Raw genomic sequence first — 19,391 nt, 5'->3', positions numbered from 1 at the left:
AAGCTTAAATTTTTTGTGCAACGGAAACGGTGAAAATACCAAACTCATCAATAACTTGATCGATTTTCTTGAATCCTGCTTGCTCAACCAAGGCATCCATCTCGGCTTGTGAGCGTAAACGCATGACCCATGCATCTCTTTGGCGATGTGAGGTCAGAGCACGGGCGATAAACTCTTGTTGCGGATGCCAAATTTGACCTGTGTAGATGAGATAACCATCTTTCTCAATGGCCTGACTTAAGCCGGTTAAAGACTGTCTAAGCAAATCATTATCACTAAATAATTCGTATAAACCTGAGACCACGGCTAAAGTCGGTTTAGGTTCAACACTGGCTAGTGATGTGGTATCAAAGGCATCCGCTTCTACAAATTTGGCAATCTGGCTTAAACCTCTTTGCTCAATCATTACTTGACCTGCTTGTACATTGATCGAGCTGTAGTCTCTAAGCAGGATGGATTCAGGATGCTCAGGCAGTTTTTGTACAGCATCTAAAATATATCGGCCATGGCCCGCTGCAATATCCATAATCCGTACTGCGTGTTGGGCATCATGTAACTTAGAAGCATATTTCGTTAATAGTGCTTCAATATTTTGTTTTCTAAGGCGAATACCACGCCAACCGATCGCATTTAAATACTGTCGATCGATGATGTTACCAAGAGCATTTTGGCTTTCTGATTGATCTCGATAAACAAAATCTAAGGTGCTGCCAGAGTCATATCCTGTCTCTTCACCAATTTTTAAGCCCTTGGAAAAGAGACTACCAATTTTAAAATTTTGTTTGGTTAAGCTCCAAAATGCATGTTTTAAAGAATGTTTTGGAAGCGTTGAACTTAAGGTTTCTGCTACAGCACAGCTCGGGCCAATTTTATCTGCATCTAAAAGTTTAGGTGCGGAATAGGGTTGTTTAAAACATTGTTGAATAAAGCGATGGATTTTATCTGTGGCGATTTTGCGATGTTTTTCACCCAAAGTATCATGATAAAAACCATCTAAGACGTGAAATTCCTTCAATGGATGAAGGAGTTTTTGATAAAACGCCAATTGCGGTTTTTGATGCACCACGTAGTCAGATCCTGAACATAAGACTTGAGTAGGAACAAAAATATTTTGTGCATCTTTAACGATTCGATCTGACGCTGCATATAGACCCAGCAGCATCCGGACTGATATGGCCCGAGCGATCTGCGGGTCTGTTTCATAACTTTGCGCACGTGCAGTATCGTGCGTCAACATTTTGGCTTTGACATAACTATTGATAAAAAAGTTGCCGGCGAATTTGTTGAGGAGTGTTAAGCCGGGTTTTGCAAAAGGCACATAGAGTTTGATGTCAAATGCAGGCGAGGCAAGGCATAAAGCACGAATTTTAGGGGCATAATCATGCACCCATGTCGCGGCTAAAACAGCGCCAACGCTTTGAGCTACAATTGCTATATTTTCTGATCGAATTTGGTAATTTTGTTCTATATGCTGAACAAAATATTGAATGTCTTGAACGCATGCAGAAAAGCTCGGTGCATCTCCTCGTTCACCAGGAGTATTACCGTGACCTCGCGCATCCCAAGCGAAAAAATCAAAATCAGGCAAATTCAATTCATTGACCAAATGCGCCATTCGTCCCGAATGTTCATGGCCACGATGAAATAAGATCACCGCTTTTTTCTTACGGTTGCTTTTTAAACTGCTATTTTCCCAATGTTGATAAAACAAGGATGTTCCATCATGGCTCGTAAAGGTATGCTGAGTATTGTTATACATTGTGTTGTTCTCAAAATAATGAATCGACTGACGATCTAAACTGAAATTTATTGTGGGTTGATAATGCTATTTTTAATGCGGTTATAAATCGTAATAAATAATAAAAAGATGGTAATAATCAAAATACTATTGCAGATAAGAGACAATGTATTTAAGCCAACATTCAATATAGAAGAGGTCACGATGATGACGCAGATGATGCTAAATACAAAAGCGCGGTCACTTTTTCCCATTGGACCATCGTAACGACGTTCTTGCCCCACTAATGGCGCCATCACACCGGTATATTCGGCAAGTATGGCGAGAAAACAGGTTAAAATAAGTAATTCAGCTTGAATAAAAGCAAAACAAATTAAACTAAAATAGAGTGCTGAGTCGGAAATCACATCACATAATTCATTATAAAAAGCACCGAGTTTAGATTGTTGGTTGAACTCACGTGCCAGCATGCCATCTATAGCATTGAAGCCCATTCGAATAAGCATCCACACGGGGAAAATCAACAGTAAAATGCCAATACCGTTGTGAGAAAAATAGATATAAATAAAAAATGCCACAGCTAGCGAAATGAACATTGCCAGTAGTGTTACTTGATTTGCTGTAATACCAAGATGATGAAGTGATTTAACCAAAGGTCGAAGCAGGTTTTGAAATGCAGGCTTAAGCTGGTAGATCGAAGGCATATTATTGTTATAGCGGTATGATTTGCATGAATTTTATACGCTTGATGCTTAACTTAACAAGAATTTGAATGTTAAAGATTGTCACAGGGCTCAAGATTCGCCTGTATAACGCATTAAATTTTCTTGTGTAGTACTTGCGATTAATTTTCCATCTTGCCACATTTGCCCATGAGTAAGCCCACGTGATTGCGAGGTTCGGGTAGTATTCATGTCATAGAATACCCAATTATCTACCCTAAAGGTATGATGAAAATACATCGAATGATCAAGGCTAGTTGCGAAGAGTTTAGGAGACAGATAATTTAAACCATGTGTTTTGAGCGCCGCAGAATATAAATTATAGTCTGAATAGTATGCTGCAATGGCCTGATGTATATGAAGTTGGTCAAATTGGGCATCTAAGGCATCATGGAGTTTTAAATATTCTGCATATTGATTTTGATTTAAGACAGAAGCTTGATTGGACGGTGGAAAATCTGTCAGCACGTATTCAATTGGTTTAGATATGAGCTGAAAAGGCTGTAAAAATGTGGTCAGATATTCAGGTGAAATAGATGATTGGATTTGCGCTTTATAGAATTGCTCTTCTTTGAGCATACTTGGTGGAAACTGTTGGATCAGATCTGGTTCAGGTATTTGATACTCCATACCCGTTTCGTTTTTCATATAGGACAACATCACCATATATATTGGTTTGCCATGCTGTATGGCGGTCACTTGTCGTGTAGAAAAACTATGGCTATCACGTAAATTTTCGACTTTAAATAATACGGGATGATTTGCAAGACCCGCAGAAATAAAGTTGGCATGTAAAGAGTGGAGTGGAAGTGTGCAGGTAAAGGATGCACTGACTATGCTCTGAGCAAGTAATTGCCCACCAAAAATATGGTCACCAAACAGAGGTTTGCTTTGTGCCAAAAAGTAGCCCTGATCTTTGGGAACTACAGATAATAATTGGATGAGGTCTTGAGTCAGCGTTGTCATATTTTTTTGAAATTTTTGCTTTGTTTAAATGTATTCAACTCAAACTTATTGCACAAGTCATGTTCATGAAAAATATAAAAGTCTTCGCCGGTCTTTTAGAATAGGCTTATAATTAAGTTTTCCTAGTTGTCCGAATGGAATGACGAAAAAGCAATGACACCTGCATGTAAACTCTTAAAATCTAATAAAATCGACTTTACAATTCATGAATATGACCATGACCCAGAAGCAAAAAGTTTTGGTTTAGAAGCTGCGGAAAAACTTGGTTTAACGGTCGAAGAAGTCTTTAAAACCTTGATGGTTACGGACGATAAAAATTACTTTGTTGCCGTATTGCCAGTGGAATATCAGCTGAATTTGAAAAAAGTGGCCACAGCATTTGGCTGTAAAAAACTCAAAATGGCTAACCCAAAAGATGCAGAGCGTTTAACCGGATATTTGGTAGGTGGTATTAGTCCAGTTGGACAGAAAAAACGCTTAAAAACTGTGATCGATGCTTCTGCACAGAACTTAGCTAAAATCTATGTGAGTGGCGGTAAACGTGGTTTGGATATTGGTTTAAAACCCGAAGATTTAGCAAAAGTCTTGGGTGCAAATTTTGCTGATGTGATTGATGTTTAAGTGCGGTTTTTCACTACTTAAATTTAAGTGAATTTAGAGGGAATACCTTCCACTTCACAATCTATAAAATAACAGAAGCCGCATTGAGCGGCTTTGTGGTTCGATGTCGCATCTTAATTGGGGATATTTGAAGGAGAAATCACACATGAATATTCGAACTCTCCGGGTTTAGTCTCTTTAAGTAAGTTTTCCCAAGAACTATTCTTTGTTTTAATCCAACTATAAATATCTTCATAAAATTCAGGATTGAGATTAGCTTTTTGAATATATGATTTATTTAGAAGAAATTTTGTCATCAAACACATTGAATTCAGCTCAATTGGATTTCTATTTTTTTCTAAACTAAAATTATTTTTGGCTTCAACTTCGTATTTTCTCAACATAGTTGCTTTGAGTAGTGTTGATTTAAATAATTCCATAGTTAAATCATTAGGAGGTGTTTGATTCGCTAAGGCAAAGAGATTTCCATCAATTCTCAACATAGACGGGAAAAAATTTGCCTGTACATCTAATTCTTGCTGAGGAGACGGTGAAGATTTACATCCTGTTGTTAAAATACTGCTAAAAATGAGAAAACTTATAAACTTTAAAATTTTGTTATGCATCTAGGTGAATTCCTTGTTCAGCTAAAACTTTTAACATTTTAATCTTGGTTAATTCGTATTTTGTACATACTAATACGGCTCATTTCACTTCAACTGATTATTTATAATTTGGAAGTTCTAGCTAAGACTACACTTTTGTTGTTTCGTTTTTAGCTTTGAATAACGAAAATGTATGTAGTCGCAGAAGTAGAATTTAGTAAAACTTCATGTTAGAGGTTAATTCATTAACAGTGCTTAATTATATTTAAATGTAAAAATACCTATAAAAAATAGGTATTTAAAATCCGACTAAAAAAGTTGTATTTTAATTTAAAAGCTGTAATTTGAAAGAGCAATCTAATAAAGAGACAACAAAATGCCTTATTCAAATACTAAAGCGATTATTGAGCAAATCTATAATTTTGTATTAGAAAAACATGGTTTAGCTTCTAAAAGTCGATTTATGCAGTTATCGATCTTCTTTAGAGAATTGCATGAAGGGGATGAGTCAAAATTTACCGCAGATAGGTCTTTTTATTACAAAGGAATCTTTAATAACAGAGAAAAAAGTATATTTGCGAATGCTGCGCCAGACTTTTTTGATAAGCACAAGTTTTTGGATTGGGTTGTTAAATCAATTGATTGATTTCAACCCAATCGTTTGAGTACATATTCATCACTCATGCTGTATAGCCAGTCTGAATAGAAGATATAGATCAGAAATCAGTAGATGTTTGTTATGAAATACATGCTAATTGGCAATAAGGATGTATGGCCAGTATGGTGTTAGTAAAGTCTTCAATGATTAAAATTTAACTGCACATTTCTTTCCTTGATTTAAATAAAAGCTTGGTTAAAAGCAGATTATAAAAACCCATGTAAAAGACATGGGTTTTTAGTTTAAGTTGCACAATGTGATAATGCGTCTAAAAAATAAGCAATATGATTTATTTGTTCAATGCTAAATGAGAAAATTATCATTTAGTTCCATTTCAGAAAATTGTATAAATAAAAACAGAAAAGTTCATATCAAAAAAATTAATTTTTAAATACATAGAGATAAGACCAAATTTGCAATCCTGTAGCAAATCTTCACAAAAATGCAATTATTAATAATAATGATTATCATTAACATAGTTTCACGCTGGCCAGCGTACTAAGCATTACTTGCACAGTTAAAGAAACATAATTACATGACAAAGCTTGGAAAAGCTTAAAAATAGAGGATATGGTCAGATGAAAGAGCTTGCTAATCGCTTGGCGATGCAGCATCTTGTCAATGCATACTCACAAGAAACCGGTAAAGGTATTTTACTGGAAAAGTATCAACAGAATTCATCACAATTGACGTTTAGCCAAGGCTTGACGTTGTTATGCATCCCTTTAGATTGCATTCAATCACAGTTATTTGTACCACTATCTTATGTCAGCCTTGTTGGTAGACATCGTCTTGCAGATCTCCCACACGTCTTTAACAAGGGACAGAAACAGTCATTTAGTATCACCGCGATCGCGAGCTTATTACTTGAACAGCTCGTACAAGAGTCAGGTCATACACTGGATGCTTCATCATTATTGGAGCGTTGGATCGAAAGTCGTGAAGCGCTTACTCAATTTTTGACACTGCGCGAACATGATTTTGAGGCTTTGGTCCAAGCGGAACAAAGTTTCATTGAATCGGAACAAGCTTTAATTTTAGGGCACAGCATGCATCCTGCACCGAAAAGTCGGGTCGGTTTTGTGCATGAAGATTGGGAAAGGTATTCGCCAGAAGCCAAAGGTCTCAGCCAACTGCATTATTGGTTGGTGGCTCCAGAATATATTCAAGAAGGTTCAGCTTTAGATCAATCAGTATCAGCGCAATTGAAAAGCGAATTGCAATGGCATTTATCAGAAACAGATCAAGCACTACTGAATGCTTATTCGCATTATAAGTTATTGCCTTTGCATCCTTGGCAAGCACGTTATTTACAGTCAAAAGCATGGTTTAAAAGTTTAAAAACCAAATTAAAAATTATCGATTTTGGCGAGAAAGGTTGGGCATTTTCACCAACAACTTCGGTACGGACTATGGCAAGTTTTGCAGCGCCGTGGATGTTAAAACCATCACTATCTGTAATGATCACCAATTCAATCCGAGTCAATCTTGCCAAAGAATGCCACCGTGGTGAAATGACCCATCGACTTTGGCATTCAAGTCTCGGTGAACGTATTTTACAACAATGCCCAACGCTCAAAGCGGTGAATGATCCTGCGTGGATGGCATTGAGCATAGATGATGAAATCGTCGAAGAAACTATTTGCATCTTCCGTGATCAGCCTTTCAGTGAAAAGCAGCAGGTGAGTTGTATTGCGTCATTGTGCCAAGAGCATCCTGCACAGCCGAAAAACCGTTTTAATGCCTTATTTGAACAAATAGCAAAACAACAACCTGAACTTGATCAAAGCGCTATTGCGATCAATTGGTTTAAACAATTTTTGGCAATTAGTCTGAAACCATTGATGTATTTGTATCACCAATACGGAATGGCTTTTGAATCACATCAGCAAAATGTCTTACTTGAGCTTGAACATGCAATGCCTAAATATCTATGGCTGCGTGACAATCAAGGCTTTTACTATATTGAAGAACTTGCAGGTGAAGTCTTAACAGCGTTTCCAGAGTTGGAAGAAAAAGCGCATGCCGTGGGTTCAAAAGCCTTTGTCGATGAGCGCTTTAGCTATTATTTCTTTGGTAATACTTTATTTGGAATCATCAATGCAATTGGTGCAACTGGATATGTTACAGAGCAAGTGTTGTTATCGATATTGCAAAATGAACTGTTGGACTTACATCAGGCTTATCCAGAGAGTTCATTGATTCATTCATTACTGTATCAGCCAACCTTGCCGTATAAGGGCAATCTGTTGACACGCTTGTATGAGCTGGATGAATTGATTGCCCCAGTCGATCAGCAATCGGTTTATGTACAATTGCCAAATCCTTTATTTGTGGAACAGAAGGATGTGCAATATGCTTGATTTTATTGGGATAGGCTTAGGGCCATTTAACCTCAGTTTGGCGAGTTTGCTACATAAGCAAAATCATTTGCAGTATCAATTTTTTGAAAAGAAACCACAGTTCGACTGGCATGCGGGTATGCAATTGCCCAATACAGTACTGCAAGTGCCGTTTATGGCCGATCTAGTTTCCATGGTCGATCCAACCAGTCCTTTTAGTTTTTTAAACTATTTAAAGACACAGCAACGATTATATAAATTCTATTTTTTAGAACAAGCACAGATTCCTAGACGTGAATATAACCATTATTGTCAGTGGGTTGCAGACCAACTAGAGCATATTCAATATCAATCAACCGTAAAAGCCATTTATGCCCAAGAGCAAGGCTTTGAAGTCATGGTTGAGCAAGATGGACGTTTTAGACGTTATCAATGCCGAAATCTGGTCATTGGTTCGGGCAATGTTCCGCATTTACCACAGTGTCTAAAAGACATACAACAGCAATATCCGGAGCGCTGCTTACATTCTGCAAATTATTGCAATGCAGAGTTAAATCATTTGAAAGGTAATGTGGTTGTACTGGGATCAGGCCAGTCTTCGGCCGAAGTCTTTATGGATCTTTTTGATCGTCAATATATTCAGGATCAGACTACAACAGCGCAGTTTAAATTGCATTGGATGACCCGTTCTAATGGGTTTTTCCCGATGGAATATGCACCGCTGGGTTTAGAGCATTTTAGTCCAGATTATACCGCGCATTTTTATCAACTAAGCCCCGAAAATAAAGCCGAACAACTGAAGCAACAAGGCTTGTTATATAAGGGCATCAGTGCAAAAACCATCCGTGAGATTTACCAAAAACTGTATCACCGGAGCATTGGTCAAAATATTCAACAGACGCATTTACATGCTCAGGTGGGTTTGGTTGCTGCCGAGCCGCATGGTGCGGGTATCCGTTTGCAGTTTCAGCACAAAGTTACAGCAGAACAATTCTATCTAGATGCAGACTTTGTTGTGGCTTCAACGGGATATCACAGTCCCGAGTGGCAATATCTCAAATATCTAAAACCACTGATTCAATGTGATGAATTCGGTCGCTGGAAAATTAGTCAGGACTACCGCGTACAGCATGATGCTGTCGGGGAGATCTTTGTTCAAAATCAGGAAATGCACAGTCACGGTGTCGGGACTCCTGATTTAGGGTTGGGTGCTCACCGTGCAGCGATCATTGCCAATCAATTATTGGGTTTTAACTTATACGATTTAGATGATCAAGCGCAAAGTTTCCAACATTTTTCACCCAGTGAAAATGCTGAAATGCACAGTATGGGCATTGTAAAGAAATCAGCGCCAACCAATATCCAAAGACCATTTTCCGTAAAAAAAACCATTGCCAACTATGCAATGAACCGCAATACAACAATGCCGAATAAGCAAGAACAGAATGCGGTTAAACTCGAGAAATTATAATGACATTTGCAAAATTACAGATAAATCAAACGCAGTGGCACCGTGCAGGGCAAAGACTGATTGAAATGGCGATTGCTGAATTTTTATATGAAGAAATTATTCAGATTCAGCCAGTGGAAAATAACACATGGCAACTCAATCTGGATGACAAAACGTATCAATTTGAAGCGACACAGTTTCTGCTTGGGCATTGGCGTATTGTTGAAGGGAGCGTTCGCGATTTAAGTGAATCGACAGCACATCCTGCATGGAATCTGCATGAATTTATCCGTGCATTTTCAAATCAAGCTGAGGTGAAACCTTTTACCAAGGCCTATTTGATTAAAGAGATGAACAATACATGGTTAGCAGAAGCACATGTTTTTGATGAACAAAGATTGCTAAGTCAGGCTGTCCTGTCAGCGCCACACTATCAAATTGAAGGCATGTTGCGTGGACACCCTTGGCTCATTATGAGTAAAGGCCGTATGGGCTTTGGCTATGATGATTATTTAAGCTCCGCACCAGAGATTTCTCCAACAGTCAAAGTCCTGTGGTTAGCTGTTCATCGTGATTTAGCTGAGTTTCGTTCGACCGAGGCTTGGGATGCGCAAAGCTTATATCGCCATGAGTTGAACTTTGCCCAATTACACGATTTTCAACAGCAATTAGCGGACAAAGCCTTAGATGCTGCTGAGTATTACTTTATTCCTGTACATGCATGGCAATGGCATCAGTGGTTAATCCCGACCTATGCCAATGAAATCGTTGATCAGCGTATTGTCGAATTGGAGATTGGACAAGATGACTATGTGCCAATGCAATCTATTCGTACCTTATGCAATACCAGTCATCCTGACCGTCATTATGTGAAGTTACCTGTCAGTATCTTTAATACGGCGGTATATCGAGGGTTGCCTTCAAAACGAAATTTGGCTGCACCTGCGGTGACCGCTTGGCTGAAGGACATTCAACATCATGATGCAGACCTGCAAAAAACACAGGTGGCATTTTTGGGCGAAATTGCGAGTCTCACTTTACAACAGCCGTGTTTTGATCAGATAGACGGTGCGCCTTACCAATTTAAAGAATTGTTTGGTTGCTTATGGCGTGAAAGTGTAGAGCCTTACATCGGTGAACATCAGTTAGCGCTTTCCCAAGCAGCATTGTTGCATCGAGATCTAAATGGTCAGTCTATTTTATCCGTGTTGATTCAGGCTTCAGGTTTGACGCCTTTGCAATGGTTGAAGCGTTTTGCCGAAGTTTGTGTAACACCGTTACTGATTTGCTTATACAAATATGGTTTGGCTTTTTCTCCACACGGTGAAAACACCATGTTGATCCATGAAAATGGTTTACCGAAAAAAATGGTGCTGAAGGACTTTATTGATGATGTCAATTTAGTTGATGAAGATTTTCCAGAACTCGAAAATTTACCACCAGAAGGGCAAATTTTACTGCGTCATCCTGCTGAAGAACTTAGTCACTTTATCTTTACAGGTTTGTTCATGGTGCATTACCGCTATATCTGTAATGTCTTCCTTGAAGATTATCCAGAGCATACAGAACTTGAGTTTTGGCAAACAATTTCCACCGTGATCGACGAATTTCATCAAGCACATCCTGAATTGGCAGATCGTATTGAAAAATTCAGTATGTTCCGTCCAAGGTTCGAGAAAATTTGTCTGAACCGCGTTCGGCTGTTTACCACCAGTTATAACGACGAAGCAGAACGACCAGTACCTGTATTTTTAGATCCAATTGCAAATCCTGTGAGTCCAAGCACTTTAAATCAGTGGGCGAAACAACAGCATACCGCCGAACAGAAAACGACAACCAACCGTATTGCGTCATAAGCAGATTTTTGAGCTAAGAACAGAAAAGATTAAATAAATTTAAAGGACGACATCATGACAACATTATCACGACAACTACCTGATTTTTATGAATACTATGAGAATGAGACGCAATACTACTTACGACAAATGCAATATCCAGAAGATATGGCTTTGGTTCATAAATGGATGCATGAACCGCATGTGATTCCACAGTGGCAACTCAATAAGTCAGAAACTGAACTAAAAGTGTATTACGAAAAAATGCTGGCAGATGATCATCACCGAATTTTGATCGTAGGGGTAAACGGTAAAGATGTGGGCTACACAGAGATTTACGAGGGAAAACGGGATCGATTAGGTTTGTACTACTACGGTGACGAGCTAGATCTAGGTTGGCATTTGTTATTTGGTGAAAAGTCCGTTTTTGGTAAAGGCTATTTACGTCCCGTCATGCGTTTATTGAGTTTTTATATCTTTGAAAATGCCGCATCAGCCAAGATTGTGGGAGAACCTGATCATAGTGTGAAGCCTTATGCCGTTGTGGTTGAAGACATGTGCTATGAAGCGCAGCGCCTAATCCCAATGCCTGAAAAGACTGCCATGTTGTATTACTGCTTTAGAGAAACTTTTTATGCAAAATTCGGTCATTACTTAAAAGACTCCAAGGCATTTCAGCATCAGCAACTAGCTAAGGCGGTGTCATGAGTTATCGCTGCACCCACATGCACATACTGGACATGCGCTTTTCAGCGCATGTTTCAGTGGAAGAGTTTGAACAATGGTTGACTCAAGTTGAGCGCTTTTTTCTGAAAAGTCAGCCCTTTGTTTTGGTTATGCAAACGGCTGAGGGAACAACTTTTCCTGAAGAATATCGGCAAATACAGGCCGTTTGGTACAAGAAGTTTAAACATCTCTTTTTTCAATATTGTTTGGGTCTGGTGCGTATTGCGCAAGATCCAGATGACTTCAAACGTTTAAACACACCCGCACTGCATGCAGCGTGGCGTGTGCCTTATTACGTTTCATTAGAACAGTCTGATGCGCTGCAATGGGCAGTGCAGAGGTGGATATGCAACAACACTCAAGAAAATTAAATCATGCAATTTCACCATCTCAAATTTCAGTCCTGAGTTTGAGCGTCGTGATCATTTTGTACTTAGCACATGCATTACCTTTGTATTTTTACAATGTAGCTTTGCCAGCCATTTTACGACATCAAGGGGTAGATTTACGTTGGATTGGCATGTTATCGCTGCTTTACATTCCATGGGCATTCAAGTTTTTTTGGGCGCCTTGGATCGATCAGCTCTATGTCAAAAAACTCGGTAAACGTAAAACATGGCTGTTGTTTACGCAAATCGCATTGGTACTGGGGGTACTGGTTTTAGCCTTTACGCAGTTTTCTTATGGGCTGACTTTATTTGTCATTGTTGGTTTATGGATTTCAACGTTTGCGGCAACGCAAGATATTGCAATTGATGGTTATACCGTAGAGAAATTTACCGAAGGCAATTACCGTCTGGGCAGTATGGCACAAAGTATTGGGGTGGCCGTCGGTAGCATGCTTGGTGGCGCTGCAACTTTATGGATTTACCAATATTGGGGTTGGCAGTCAGCGCTCACAACTTTAGCGCTGCTGACATTTTTAACCATGTTTGCTGTGTTTTTTATTCAAGAAGAACCACAAACTCAAATTGCCAAAGCCAAACCAAGCCTACGACAAGCGTTTAAACGACCTGCGATTCGTTGGGCCTTGCTGCTCATCGTTTGTTATCGCGTGGTGGAAGCACCCGCTATGGCAATGCTGAATCCCATGTTGATCGATCAAAAATGGTCACTGTCTCAGATCGGGGTGTTGATGTCTGTGGTCGGTGCCGGTGTCGGTCTGATTGCAGCTGTTAGTGCAGCTGTATTGCTGAAAAAAATCAAAGCGACGCAATTGTTGGTCTGGGCAGGATGGTTACGTACATTGCTATATGCCGTCATTGGGGCAGCCGTTGTATTGGAGTGGTTGAATCAATGGCATCTGCTTTTAGGTCTATTTGTCGTGTTGATGCTAGCCATTCGTTATATCGCCATGACATCACTCTATGCCTATTTCATGCAGACCAGTTCTAAAGAACAGGCGGGTACCGATTTCACCATATTAGTGTGCTTTGAATTGCTCGTTTACTTCATTGGCGGTGCATTTTCAGGCTTTCTCGCAAAATCATTAGGCTATGGACATTTTTACTTGGTATTGGCAATTGGCTCAGTAATCAGCGTCTTAATTAGTCAGCGCATTGTTTTAAAAACACAAAATTTTAAAACTCAAACACTTCCGACTCAATCGGAACTCTAAGAAATGGAAAAGAATATGAAACGTTTAGCTCTACCGATGCAACTGACGTGTCTCAGCCTTGCAATTTGCACTCAGCTTTATGCACAAGACGTCACAACGGACACAGCACAAAATACTGCAGTTGAAACACAAACTGCAGTAGCTACTAAAATGGCACCGATTGTTGTGACGGCAACTCGTTCTGCGAAAAGCATTGCAGATATTGCGGGTACGGTGTACAGCATTCCTAAAGAAGAAATTGAAAAACAAGCCAATGCAGGTAAAAGCACAGCTGATATTGTTGGTTTATTGGTGCCATCACTGACTCCATCGAGTGGTACAACGTCTAACTATGGGATGACCATGCGTGGACGTGTGGTGCAATACATGATCGATGGTGTGCCGCAAACGGGATATCGTGATGGATCTCGACAACTGGCGAGTATTAGCCCGTCGATGATTGAACGAATTGAAGTGGTCTCTGGCGCAAGTAGTATTTATGGTTCAGGTGCGACAGGCGGTATTATCAATATCATCACCAAACGAGGTGGATCTGAACCGCTGAGTTTTGAAACGAAAGTCGGTGTTACTTCTGGTAATAACTTTAAGTCTGATGCTCTGGCTTATGAAGCTGCACAAACCATGAACTTTAATCAAGGCAATTTACGCGGAACTTTAGGTGCAAGCTATACCAAACGTGGTGAAATACAAGATAGTCATGGCAACCGTATTGGACCTGAAATTGCACAAACAGACCGTCAAGATACCGACACTTTAGATCTAAATGGTCGTGTCAGTTGGAAAATTGCCGATGGTCAAACGCTGAGTTTTGGCGCGCAATATTATAATGATGAGCAAGATAGTGACTATGGCCCTGACTATGGTCCAAATTTAAATGCGCTGCGCTCACAGCCCGTGGGTGGCAAGCTGCCGTTGTCATTAAATGCGGTAAAAGGCTTACAACTTGCTGAACAACCACAAACTGAACGTTATAGCGTCAACGCACAATATGAAAATCAAGATATTTTAGGCCACCGTCTAAACGCTGAAACCTATTATCGAAATGAAAAAGCACGGTGGTTCCCATCTGCACGTCAAATGGCACCTGAACTCTTCTTGGTGTATCAGTCAGAAACCGATATCGATGTTTTAGGCGCGCGTGTTGCTCTACAAAAAGATCTTAACTTAAATGGTCGTGAACTGGGTTTAACCTATGGTGTGGACTATGAAAATGAAAAAGATCAACAAAATATCCAAATGTATGACAGCGCAACGTTTATTCAAAGTAATGGTTTGAGTTATCAGCCGTTTAACTACTATGCCTTTGGCCCAGATGTTGAAACAGAAAAACTTGGCGTATTTGCCCAAGCGCAATATGAATTAACCGACCGACTTGGCTTACAAGCAGGCATTCGCCATGAACGTGTAGAAAGCGATGTCGATTCATCTGTGCCTTATATGGAAGCAATTACTGCAGATTTAACCCCAGGTTATGTGGCGAAAACACTGAATGGCGGCAAAGTAAAACATGATGCAACGCTGTTTAATGTTGGCGCGGTGTATCACTTAAGAGATGCACAGCAAGTGTTTGCTAATTTCTCACAAGGTTCAAACTTGCCCGATGTGCAACGTATGCTGCGCGATGTGCCGGCAAATTCTGTGATTAATAGCCAAACCATTGACCCGATTAAAGTCAATAACTATGAACTCGGTTGGCGTGTACAAAATGCCGGTGGTTTAAATGCAGGAGTCACGGCTTTTTATAATGACTCAGATAAAAGCCTGAAATTTGGTGCGCCGAATTACACCATTGATGTTATTGATACCGATGAACGTATCTATGGTGTCGAAGCCAATGCCAGTTATGAAGTTCAACCAAATTGGACGGTTGGGGGCACAGTTGCATATACCACGGGCCAATTTAAAAATACCCAAGGTGACTGGCAAGAATTGGATGCCATTCGTGTAGCACCTTTAAAAGGTACAGCATTTTCAGAGTGGCAATTTGATAATGACATGAGCCTACGTGTTCAAGCTTTAGCGATTGGCGGTACAGACAAAGCCCAAAAAGACGCTGTGAAATATGGATCTGCTCCAGCAGCGTCAATTAAAGGCTTTGCAACGATGGACGTGATTGCCAATGCAAAAGTAGGACCGGGTAATGTGGGCTTTGGTGTCTACAACGTGTGGAATACGGATTATAAGTCGGTATACAGTCAGTCGGTTGAAACTGTCTATGGCCCAATTTCTAGCCTAGCGGCTCAAGGTCGCACCTACGGTTTAAGTTATACGGTGAAATACTGATTTAAAGCCTGAATCAGGTTTAAAGCACGGTATCGTGACTTACAAAATAGAGGTGGCTTAAGTCACCTCTATTGTTTATAACGTAGCCATTAAAAATGGATAACAAAAATAATGGATCGAAATAATAAACTGTTTATTGCTGCCAGTCTTGCCAATGGTGCAAGTTTCTCGATGATATTGCCGCTGTTGGCGCCATTGGTTCGTGAGTTAAAATTTTCTGAACTACAAGGCGGTGCGATGGTTTCCGTCGGTGCGCTGCTGATGGCTGTTGGTGCCATTTACATTTCAAAAAATCAATCCAAGTTTTCGATTTATCAGTTGTTGAGTATCGGTTTTGTGGGCATGGCAGTGACATGGGGGCTATTTACAGCCCTGTTGATGTATGGCCTTACTGTTCATATAGGGATGTTGCTGCTGTTTAGTTTATTGATGTTGTCACGCGCAGCGACTGGGGTATTTATGGCGATGCCACAGATTGCCTTGCAAACTTATGTGATGACCCGTTTTAGCAATGAGCAGCAGCGTTCACAAGCAATGTCAAAATTCGGTGCATTAAATAGTGCAGGCGTGATCATTGGTCCATTTCTAACCACCTTGCTGCTGGGCTTTGGTGGAATCATGACGCCGCTTTGGGCAGCAATCATTATTTTAGCGTTGATTTCTGTGGTCTTGGTGTTCAGCTTTGACCGACATACCGAACAGCATAGCGTTGAAAAGCTAGTGACAGAAAAGCATGAGGCAGCATCTACGGATTTGAGCATTCAGCAATGCTATCCATGGTTAATGTTGGGATTTAGTCTCTATCTTGCCATCGTGACCGTAAATTTAACGGCCGGGTTTTATATTCAAGACCGCTTTAATATGACTGCTGCAGAAGGCGCAGTGCATTTTGCAGAATGTTCTCTTGTCGTCGGTATTGCTTTGGTGATTATGCAAACGCTGATTTCTAAGTATTTAAATTGGTCCGTATATCGCTTACTGTGGGTTGGGCTGTTTAGCATGGCAGTAGCCTTGCTGATTTCGGTTTTCACCAATGAATTACGGATATTTCAAGCCACGTACCTGTTATATGGTATATCGGTAGCATGTTTAATCCCTGCATTTACAACGGGTGCAGCGCAAACGGCGCCCAGTGCGTTACAGACTAAGGTGGCAAGTTGGTGTACAGCCACTCAGGCTTTGAGTTTTGTTGTCGGGCCACTGATTAGTACGGGTTTATACCAGTGGCACAAAGAATTTCCGTATTATTTTTTATTTTTAGTGATGCTTGGTTTAATCGTATTCTTTTTATTTCAAACCAAAACTCAAACCGTGAAGCGAGTAACTGAGTGAAATATGCAGAGACTTGTATACTTACTTCAATAGGTCGGTGTGAAGATAGGCCTATCCTGACAACAGTGGGTTTTGATTACATGATGTTACTTGATCAGCGATTGATTTTACAAAATAGATTTTAAAAGCAAGCTTTTTGATTAAAAAATAACCACAATTGTTTCATTAATTCTCAAAGTACTGAATCAATAGTTTTCTCCGTTATTCTTTTCACATAAAAAATAACGGAGGTTAAATGCTTAAATTTAATAATGATTTGGTTCTGGGCGCCATTTTTGATATGGATGGAACAATGTTTGATACTGAACGTTTACGGTTTCAAACATTGAAACAGGCATCTCTTGAATTGACCGGTGTTGAGTTTTCCGAATCATATCTGATGAATTGTTTGGGGTTAAGTGCACAAAGCGCGCATCGATTGGCCCAAGCTGAATATGATGAAAACATTCCATACGCAGATATTCGCAAACTCGCAGATGAATTAGAGTTGGAGCATGTTCGTCAGTTTGGTGTACCGATCAAAAAAGGCTTGGTTCAAGTATTAGAACGCTTACGTAAGTCAGGACTGAGGATGGCCGTGGCAACATCGAGTCGCCGTGCAATCGCAGAAGAATATCTCATCAATGCCAATGTGTATAAGTTCTTTGATGTCTTAGTCTGTGGCGATGAAGTTGAAAATGGTAAGCCACATCCTGAAATATTTATGCGTGCTGCCGCAAAGCTGAATTTAAATCCTGCTGATTGTTTGATGTTTGAAGACTCGGAAAATGGTGTGACTTCGGCCTTTGACGCTGGCGGTATTACCGTACTGTTTAAAGATATTAAATCGCCCAATCAAAACATGCTGTCCAAAGCCAAATATTATTATGAATGTATGTATGACTGTTTGACGGAACTTGACCCGTTCACTGCGCATTTAGAGATGCCGCATGTGCAAGAGGCTTTTCCACAAACCCTTAATCAGCTCACTGTTGGTATTCATGGTTTTGGGGCGATTGGTGGTGGTTATTTAGCACAAATTTTGTCGCATTGGGATGGTTATACACGCCCGAAAAAAATTTATGCATCGACTCGTAACCCTTTATATCGCTCTGCGGTCAATGCATTTGGTACCTATTGTATTCGCTATGGTCAATTGTCTTATGACGAACGCATTGAAAACATGGCAGTCATTGATGCTGAAAATATTCAGCAGATGCAAGAGATGTACACAGAGTCAAGTTTGGTTGCCATCTGTTTGCCTGAAAAAGCGATTGCAGAAGAGGCCAAAACCATTGCACAAGGCCTGTATGCACGACATATTGCACATGATGAGAAAGCCATCGAACCTCTAACGATGCTGATCATTTTGAACAAAGTCGGAGCAAAACAATTATTAATGTCACATTTAAAACAGGCTTTAACTGAGCTTGCTGGAGCGGTTGTTGCAGAGAAAATCATGCAACAACACTATTTTTGCGATACCGTGGTCAACCGCATGGTATCTAAGTTAAGTGACCAAAACTTATATCGTCAGCTCCGTATAAAATATAATATCTTCAAACAATTTCAATTAGATGAAGTTGAAGTGGATGCTCAATTAGACTTAGAAGATGCGACGAAATTAAATCCTGATCAGGAACGTCAAGCCACTTTATATGTTGAGGATATGCGCCGAAATTTCCACCCAAGTCATATATTGCAAAGCATGGATTTAATTTTATTTAACGCAGAATCTGACATGCCGATCTATGTAGAAAATAACAGTCCTTTGTTAGAAAAAATGCGTCAAATGATTTTGGTCGATCATATTGAAGATATTCAGCTAATCAAAAATCGCTTATGGAATGGCGTACATGCCATGTTGGCTTGGCAATCTGCACTGTTCAATCATCAAACCATAGGTGTGGCACTTGCAGATCATCGTGTTGATCAATTTATGCATGAACTCATTGACGAGGTGCAGGCTGGTTTAGCACGATGCTTACCAAATCGTGCTTTTGATCTAACACGACTGGCAGAAAGCTTTATAAACTCTTGTGAACATGCGTATAAAGATCCATGTGCGCGTGTGGCACGAGATCCTTTACGTAAACTTGCAATTAATGAACGAGTGTTGGGCTCGTTGGCGACCAATGTGAAATATGGACTGGAGACAACACATCTACAACAAGGGATTGTCTATGGTTTGATGTATGCCGTGAGTGTAAATCAATGTACGATGGATCAGGCTATCAACTTTATCCAGTTGCAATTTTCAGAACTGAAAAAGACCAACGAGCTTGAACAACTGGAACGTATTGAACAGATTGAGGCCAATGTAATGATACAGTTGCAGCATTTTTCTGATCAGTCCACAGAGCAGTTTACATCTTGGAAAAACCATGCTGTAACGCAAGATCAGAAAGATACTGCGAAATTTGCCTAAAATATAATGCTTATCTGTGCGCAATGTATATTGAATCAAAATGCTGAGTATGACTCGGCATTTTTTTCTTACAAAGAAGCTTTAGATGAATGAATTTCAGCTTTAAATG

At 39.9% G+C, this 19,391-nt stretch carries 15 protein-coding genes; 11 read left to right on the top strand and 4 right to left on the bottom strand.

Annotation, left to right across the window (positions count from 1 at the left end):
- Positions 1-4 precede the first annotated feature (4 nt).
- From FTU37_RS06610 to FTU37_RS06600, 3 genes are all read right to left on the bottom strand, one after another.
- Complete coding sequence (locus tag FTU37_RS06610; protein WP_180124034.1) at positions 5-1,759, bottom strand: bifunctional alpha/beta hydrolase/class I SAM-dependent methyltransferase; 1,755 nt, start codon at positions 1,757-1,759, stop codon at positions 5-7.
- Positions 1,760-1,806: 47 nt separating this feature from the next.
- Positions 1,807-2,442: a CDP-alcohol phosphatidyltransferase family protein gene (locus FTU37_RS06605; RefSeq protein ID WP_168378667.1), complete on the bottom strand. Its 636-nt coding sequence runs from the start codon at positions 2,440-2,442 to the stop codon at positions 1,807-1,809.
- Between the two features lie 90 nt (positions 2,443-2,532).
- Complete coding sequence (locus FTU37_RS06600) at positions 2,533-3,426, bottom strand: acyl-CoA thioesterase II (RefSeq protein WP_180124033.1); 894 nt, start codon at positions 3,424-3,426, stop codon at positions 2,533-2,535.
- A gap of 153 nt (positions 3,427-3,579) precedes the next feature.
- On the opposite strand from FTU37_RS06600, the gene ybaK reads away from it, so the two are divergent.
- Entirely contained in the window at positions 3,580-4,047 is a 468-nt protein-coding gene (gene ybaK, locus FTU37_RS06595; protein WP_180124044.1) for a Cys-tRNA(Pro) deacylase, read from the top strand.
- A 113-nt stretch (positions 4,048-4,160) separates the two neighbouring features.
- Here ybaK and FTU37_RS06590 read toward each other — a convergent pair whose 3' ends face one another.
- On the bottom strand, positions 4,161-4,652 hold the full coding sequence (locus FTU37_RS06590) for a hypothetical protein (RefSeq protein ID WP_180107185.1): 492 nt from the start codon (positions 4,650-4,652) through the stop codon (positions 4,161-4,163).
- Positions 4,653-5,007: 355 nt separating this feature from the next.
- On the opposite strand from FTU37_RS06590, the gene FTU37_RS06585 reads away from it, so the two are divergent.
- The 10 genes from FTU37_RS06585 (at position 5,008) to mtlD (ending at position 19,282) form a co-directional block, all read left to right on the top strand.
- Positions 5,008-5,277, top strand: coding sequence for a hypothetical protein (locus FTU37_RS06585; protein WP_180023592.1), 270 nt, complete (start codon positions 5,008-5,010; stop codon positions 5,275-5,277).
- A 590-nt stretch (positions 5,278-5,867) separates the two neighbouring features.
- The gene (locus FTU37_RS06580) at positions 5,868-7,652 is read left to right on the top strand and encodes an IucA/IucC family siderophore biosynthesis protein (RefSeq protein WP_180124032.1); all 1,785 of its coding nucleotides are present in this window, start codon (positions 5,868-5,870) and stop codon (positions 7,650-7,652) included.
- Positions 7,645-9,102 (top strand): lysine N(6)-hydroxylase/L-ornithine N(5)-oxygenase family protein, encoded by a 1,458-nt coding sequence (locus FTU37_RS06575; RefSeq protein ID WP_180124031.1) that lies wholly within the window; start codon positions 7,645-7,647, stop codon positions 9,100-9,102. Before FTU37_RS06580 ends, FTU37_RS06575 begins: the two co-directional genes overlap by 8 nt.
- A complete protein-coding gene (locus FTU37_RS06570) occupies positions 9,102-10,937 on the top strand; it encodes an IucA/IucC family siderophore biosynthesis protein (protein ID WP_180124030.1) in 1,836 nt (611 codons plus the stop codon). Before FTU37_RS06575 ends, FTU37_RS06570 begins: the two co-directional genes overlap by 1 nt.
- A gap of 54 nt (positions 10,938-10,991) precedes the next feature.
- Positions 10,992-11,624 carry a GNAT family N-acetyltransferase gene (locus FTU37_RS06565; protein ID WP_180124029.1) on the top strand — a complete coding sequence of 211 codons (633 nt, stop codon included), beginning with the start codon at positions 10,992-10,994 and terminating at the stop codon, positions 11,622-11,624.
- Positions 11,621-12,013 carry a hypothetical protein gene (locus tag FTU37_RS06560; protein ID WP_078190999.1) on the top strand — a complete coding sequence of 131 codons (393 nt, stop codon included), beginning with the start codon at positions 11,621-11,623 and terminating at the stop codon, positions 12,011-12,013. Before FTU37_RS06565 ends, FTU37_RS06560 begins: the two co-directional genes overlap by 4 nt.
- Positions 11,989-13,260 carry an MFS transporter gene (locus FTU37_RS06555; RefSeq protein WP_257221052.1) on the top strand — a complete coding sequence of 424 codons (1,272 nt, stop codon included), beginning with the start codon at positions 11,989-11,991 and terminating at the stop codon, positions 13,258-13,260. The genes FTU37_RS06560 and FTU37_RS06555 overlap by 25 nt, the downstream gene beginning before the upstream one ends.
- A 15-nt stretch (positions 13,261-13,275) precedes the next feature.
- Positions 13,276-15,543, top strand: a complete 2,268-nt coding sequence (locus FTU37_RS06550; RefSeq protein ID WP_168378657.1) for a TonB-dependent receptor — start codon at positions 13,276-13,278, stop codon at positions 15,541-15,543.
- A gap of 111 nt (positions 15,544-15,654) precedes the next feature.
- Positions 15,655-16,875 (top strand): MFS transporter, encoded by a 1,221-nt coding sequence (locus tag FTU37_RS06545; RefSeq protein ID WP_168378656.1) that lies wholly within the window; start codon positions 15,655-15,657, stop codon positions 16,873-16,875.
- Between the two features lie 235 nt (positions 16,876-17,110).
- Positions 17,111-19,282, top strand: a complete 2,172-nt coding sequence (gene mtlD, locus FTU37_RS06540) for a bifunctional mannitol-1-phosphate dehydrogenase/phosphatase (protein ID WP_180065096.1) — start codon at positions 17,111-17,113, stop codon at positions 19,280-19,282.
- The last annotated feature ends 109 nt before the right edge of the window (positions 19,283-19,391 follow it).

This window comes from Acinetobacter sp. YH12097, assembly GCF_013419225.1.
GTDB lineage: Bacteria > Pseudomonadota > Gammaproteobacteria > Pseudomonadales > Moraxellaceae > Acinetobacter > Acinetobacter amyesii.
This window is presented reverse-complemented; position numbering and strand designations above follow the sequence as displayed.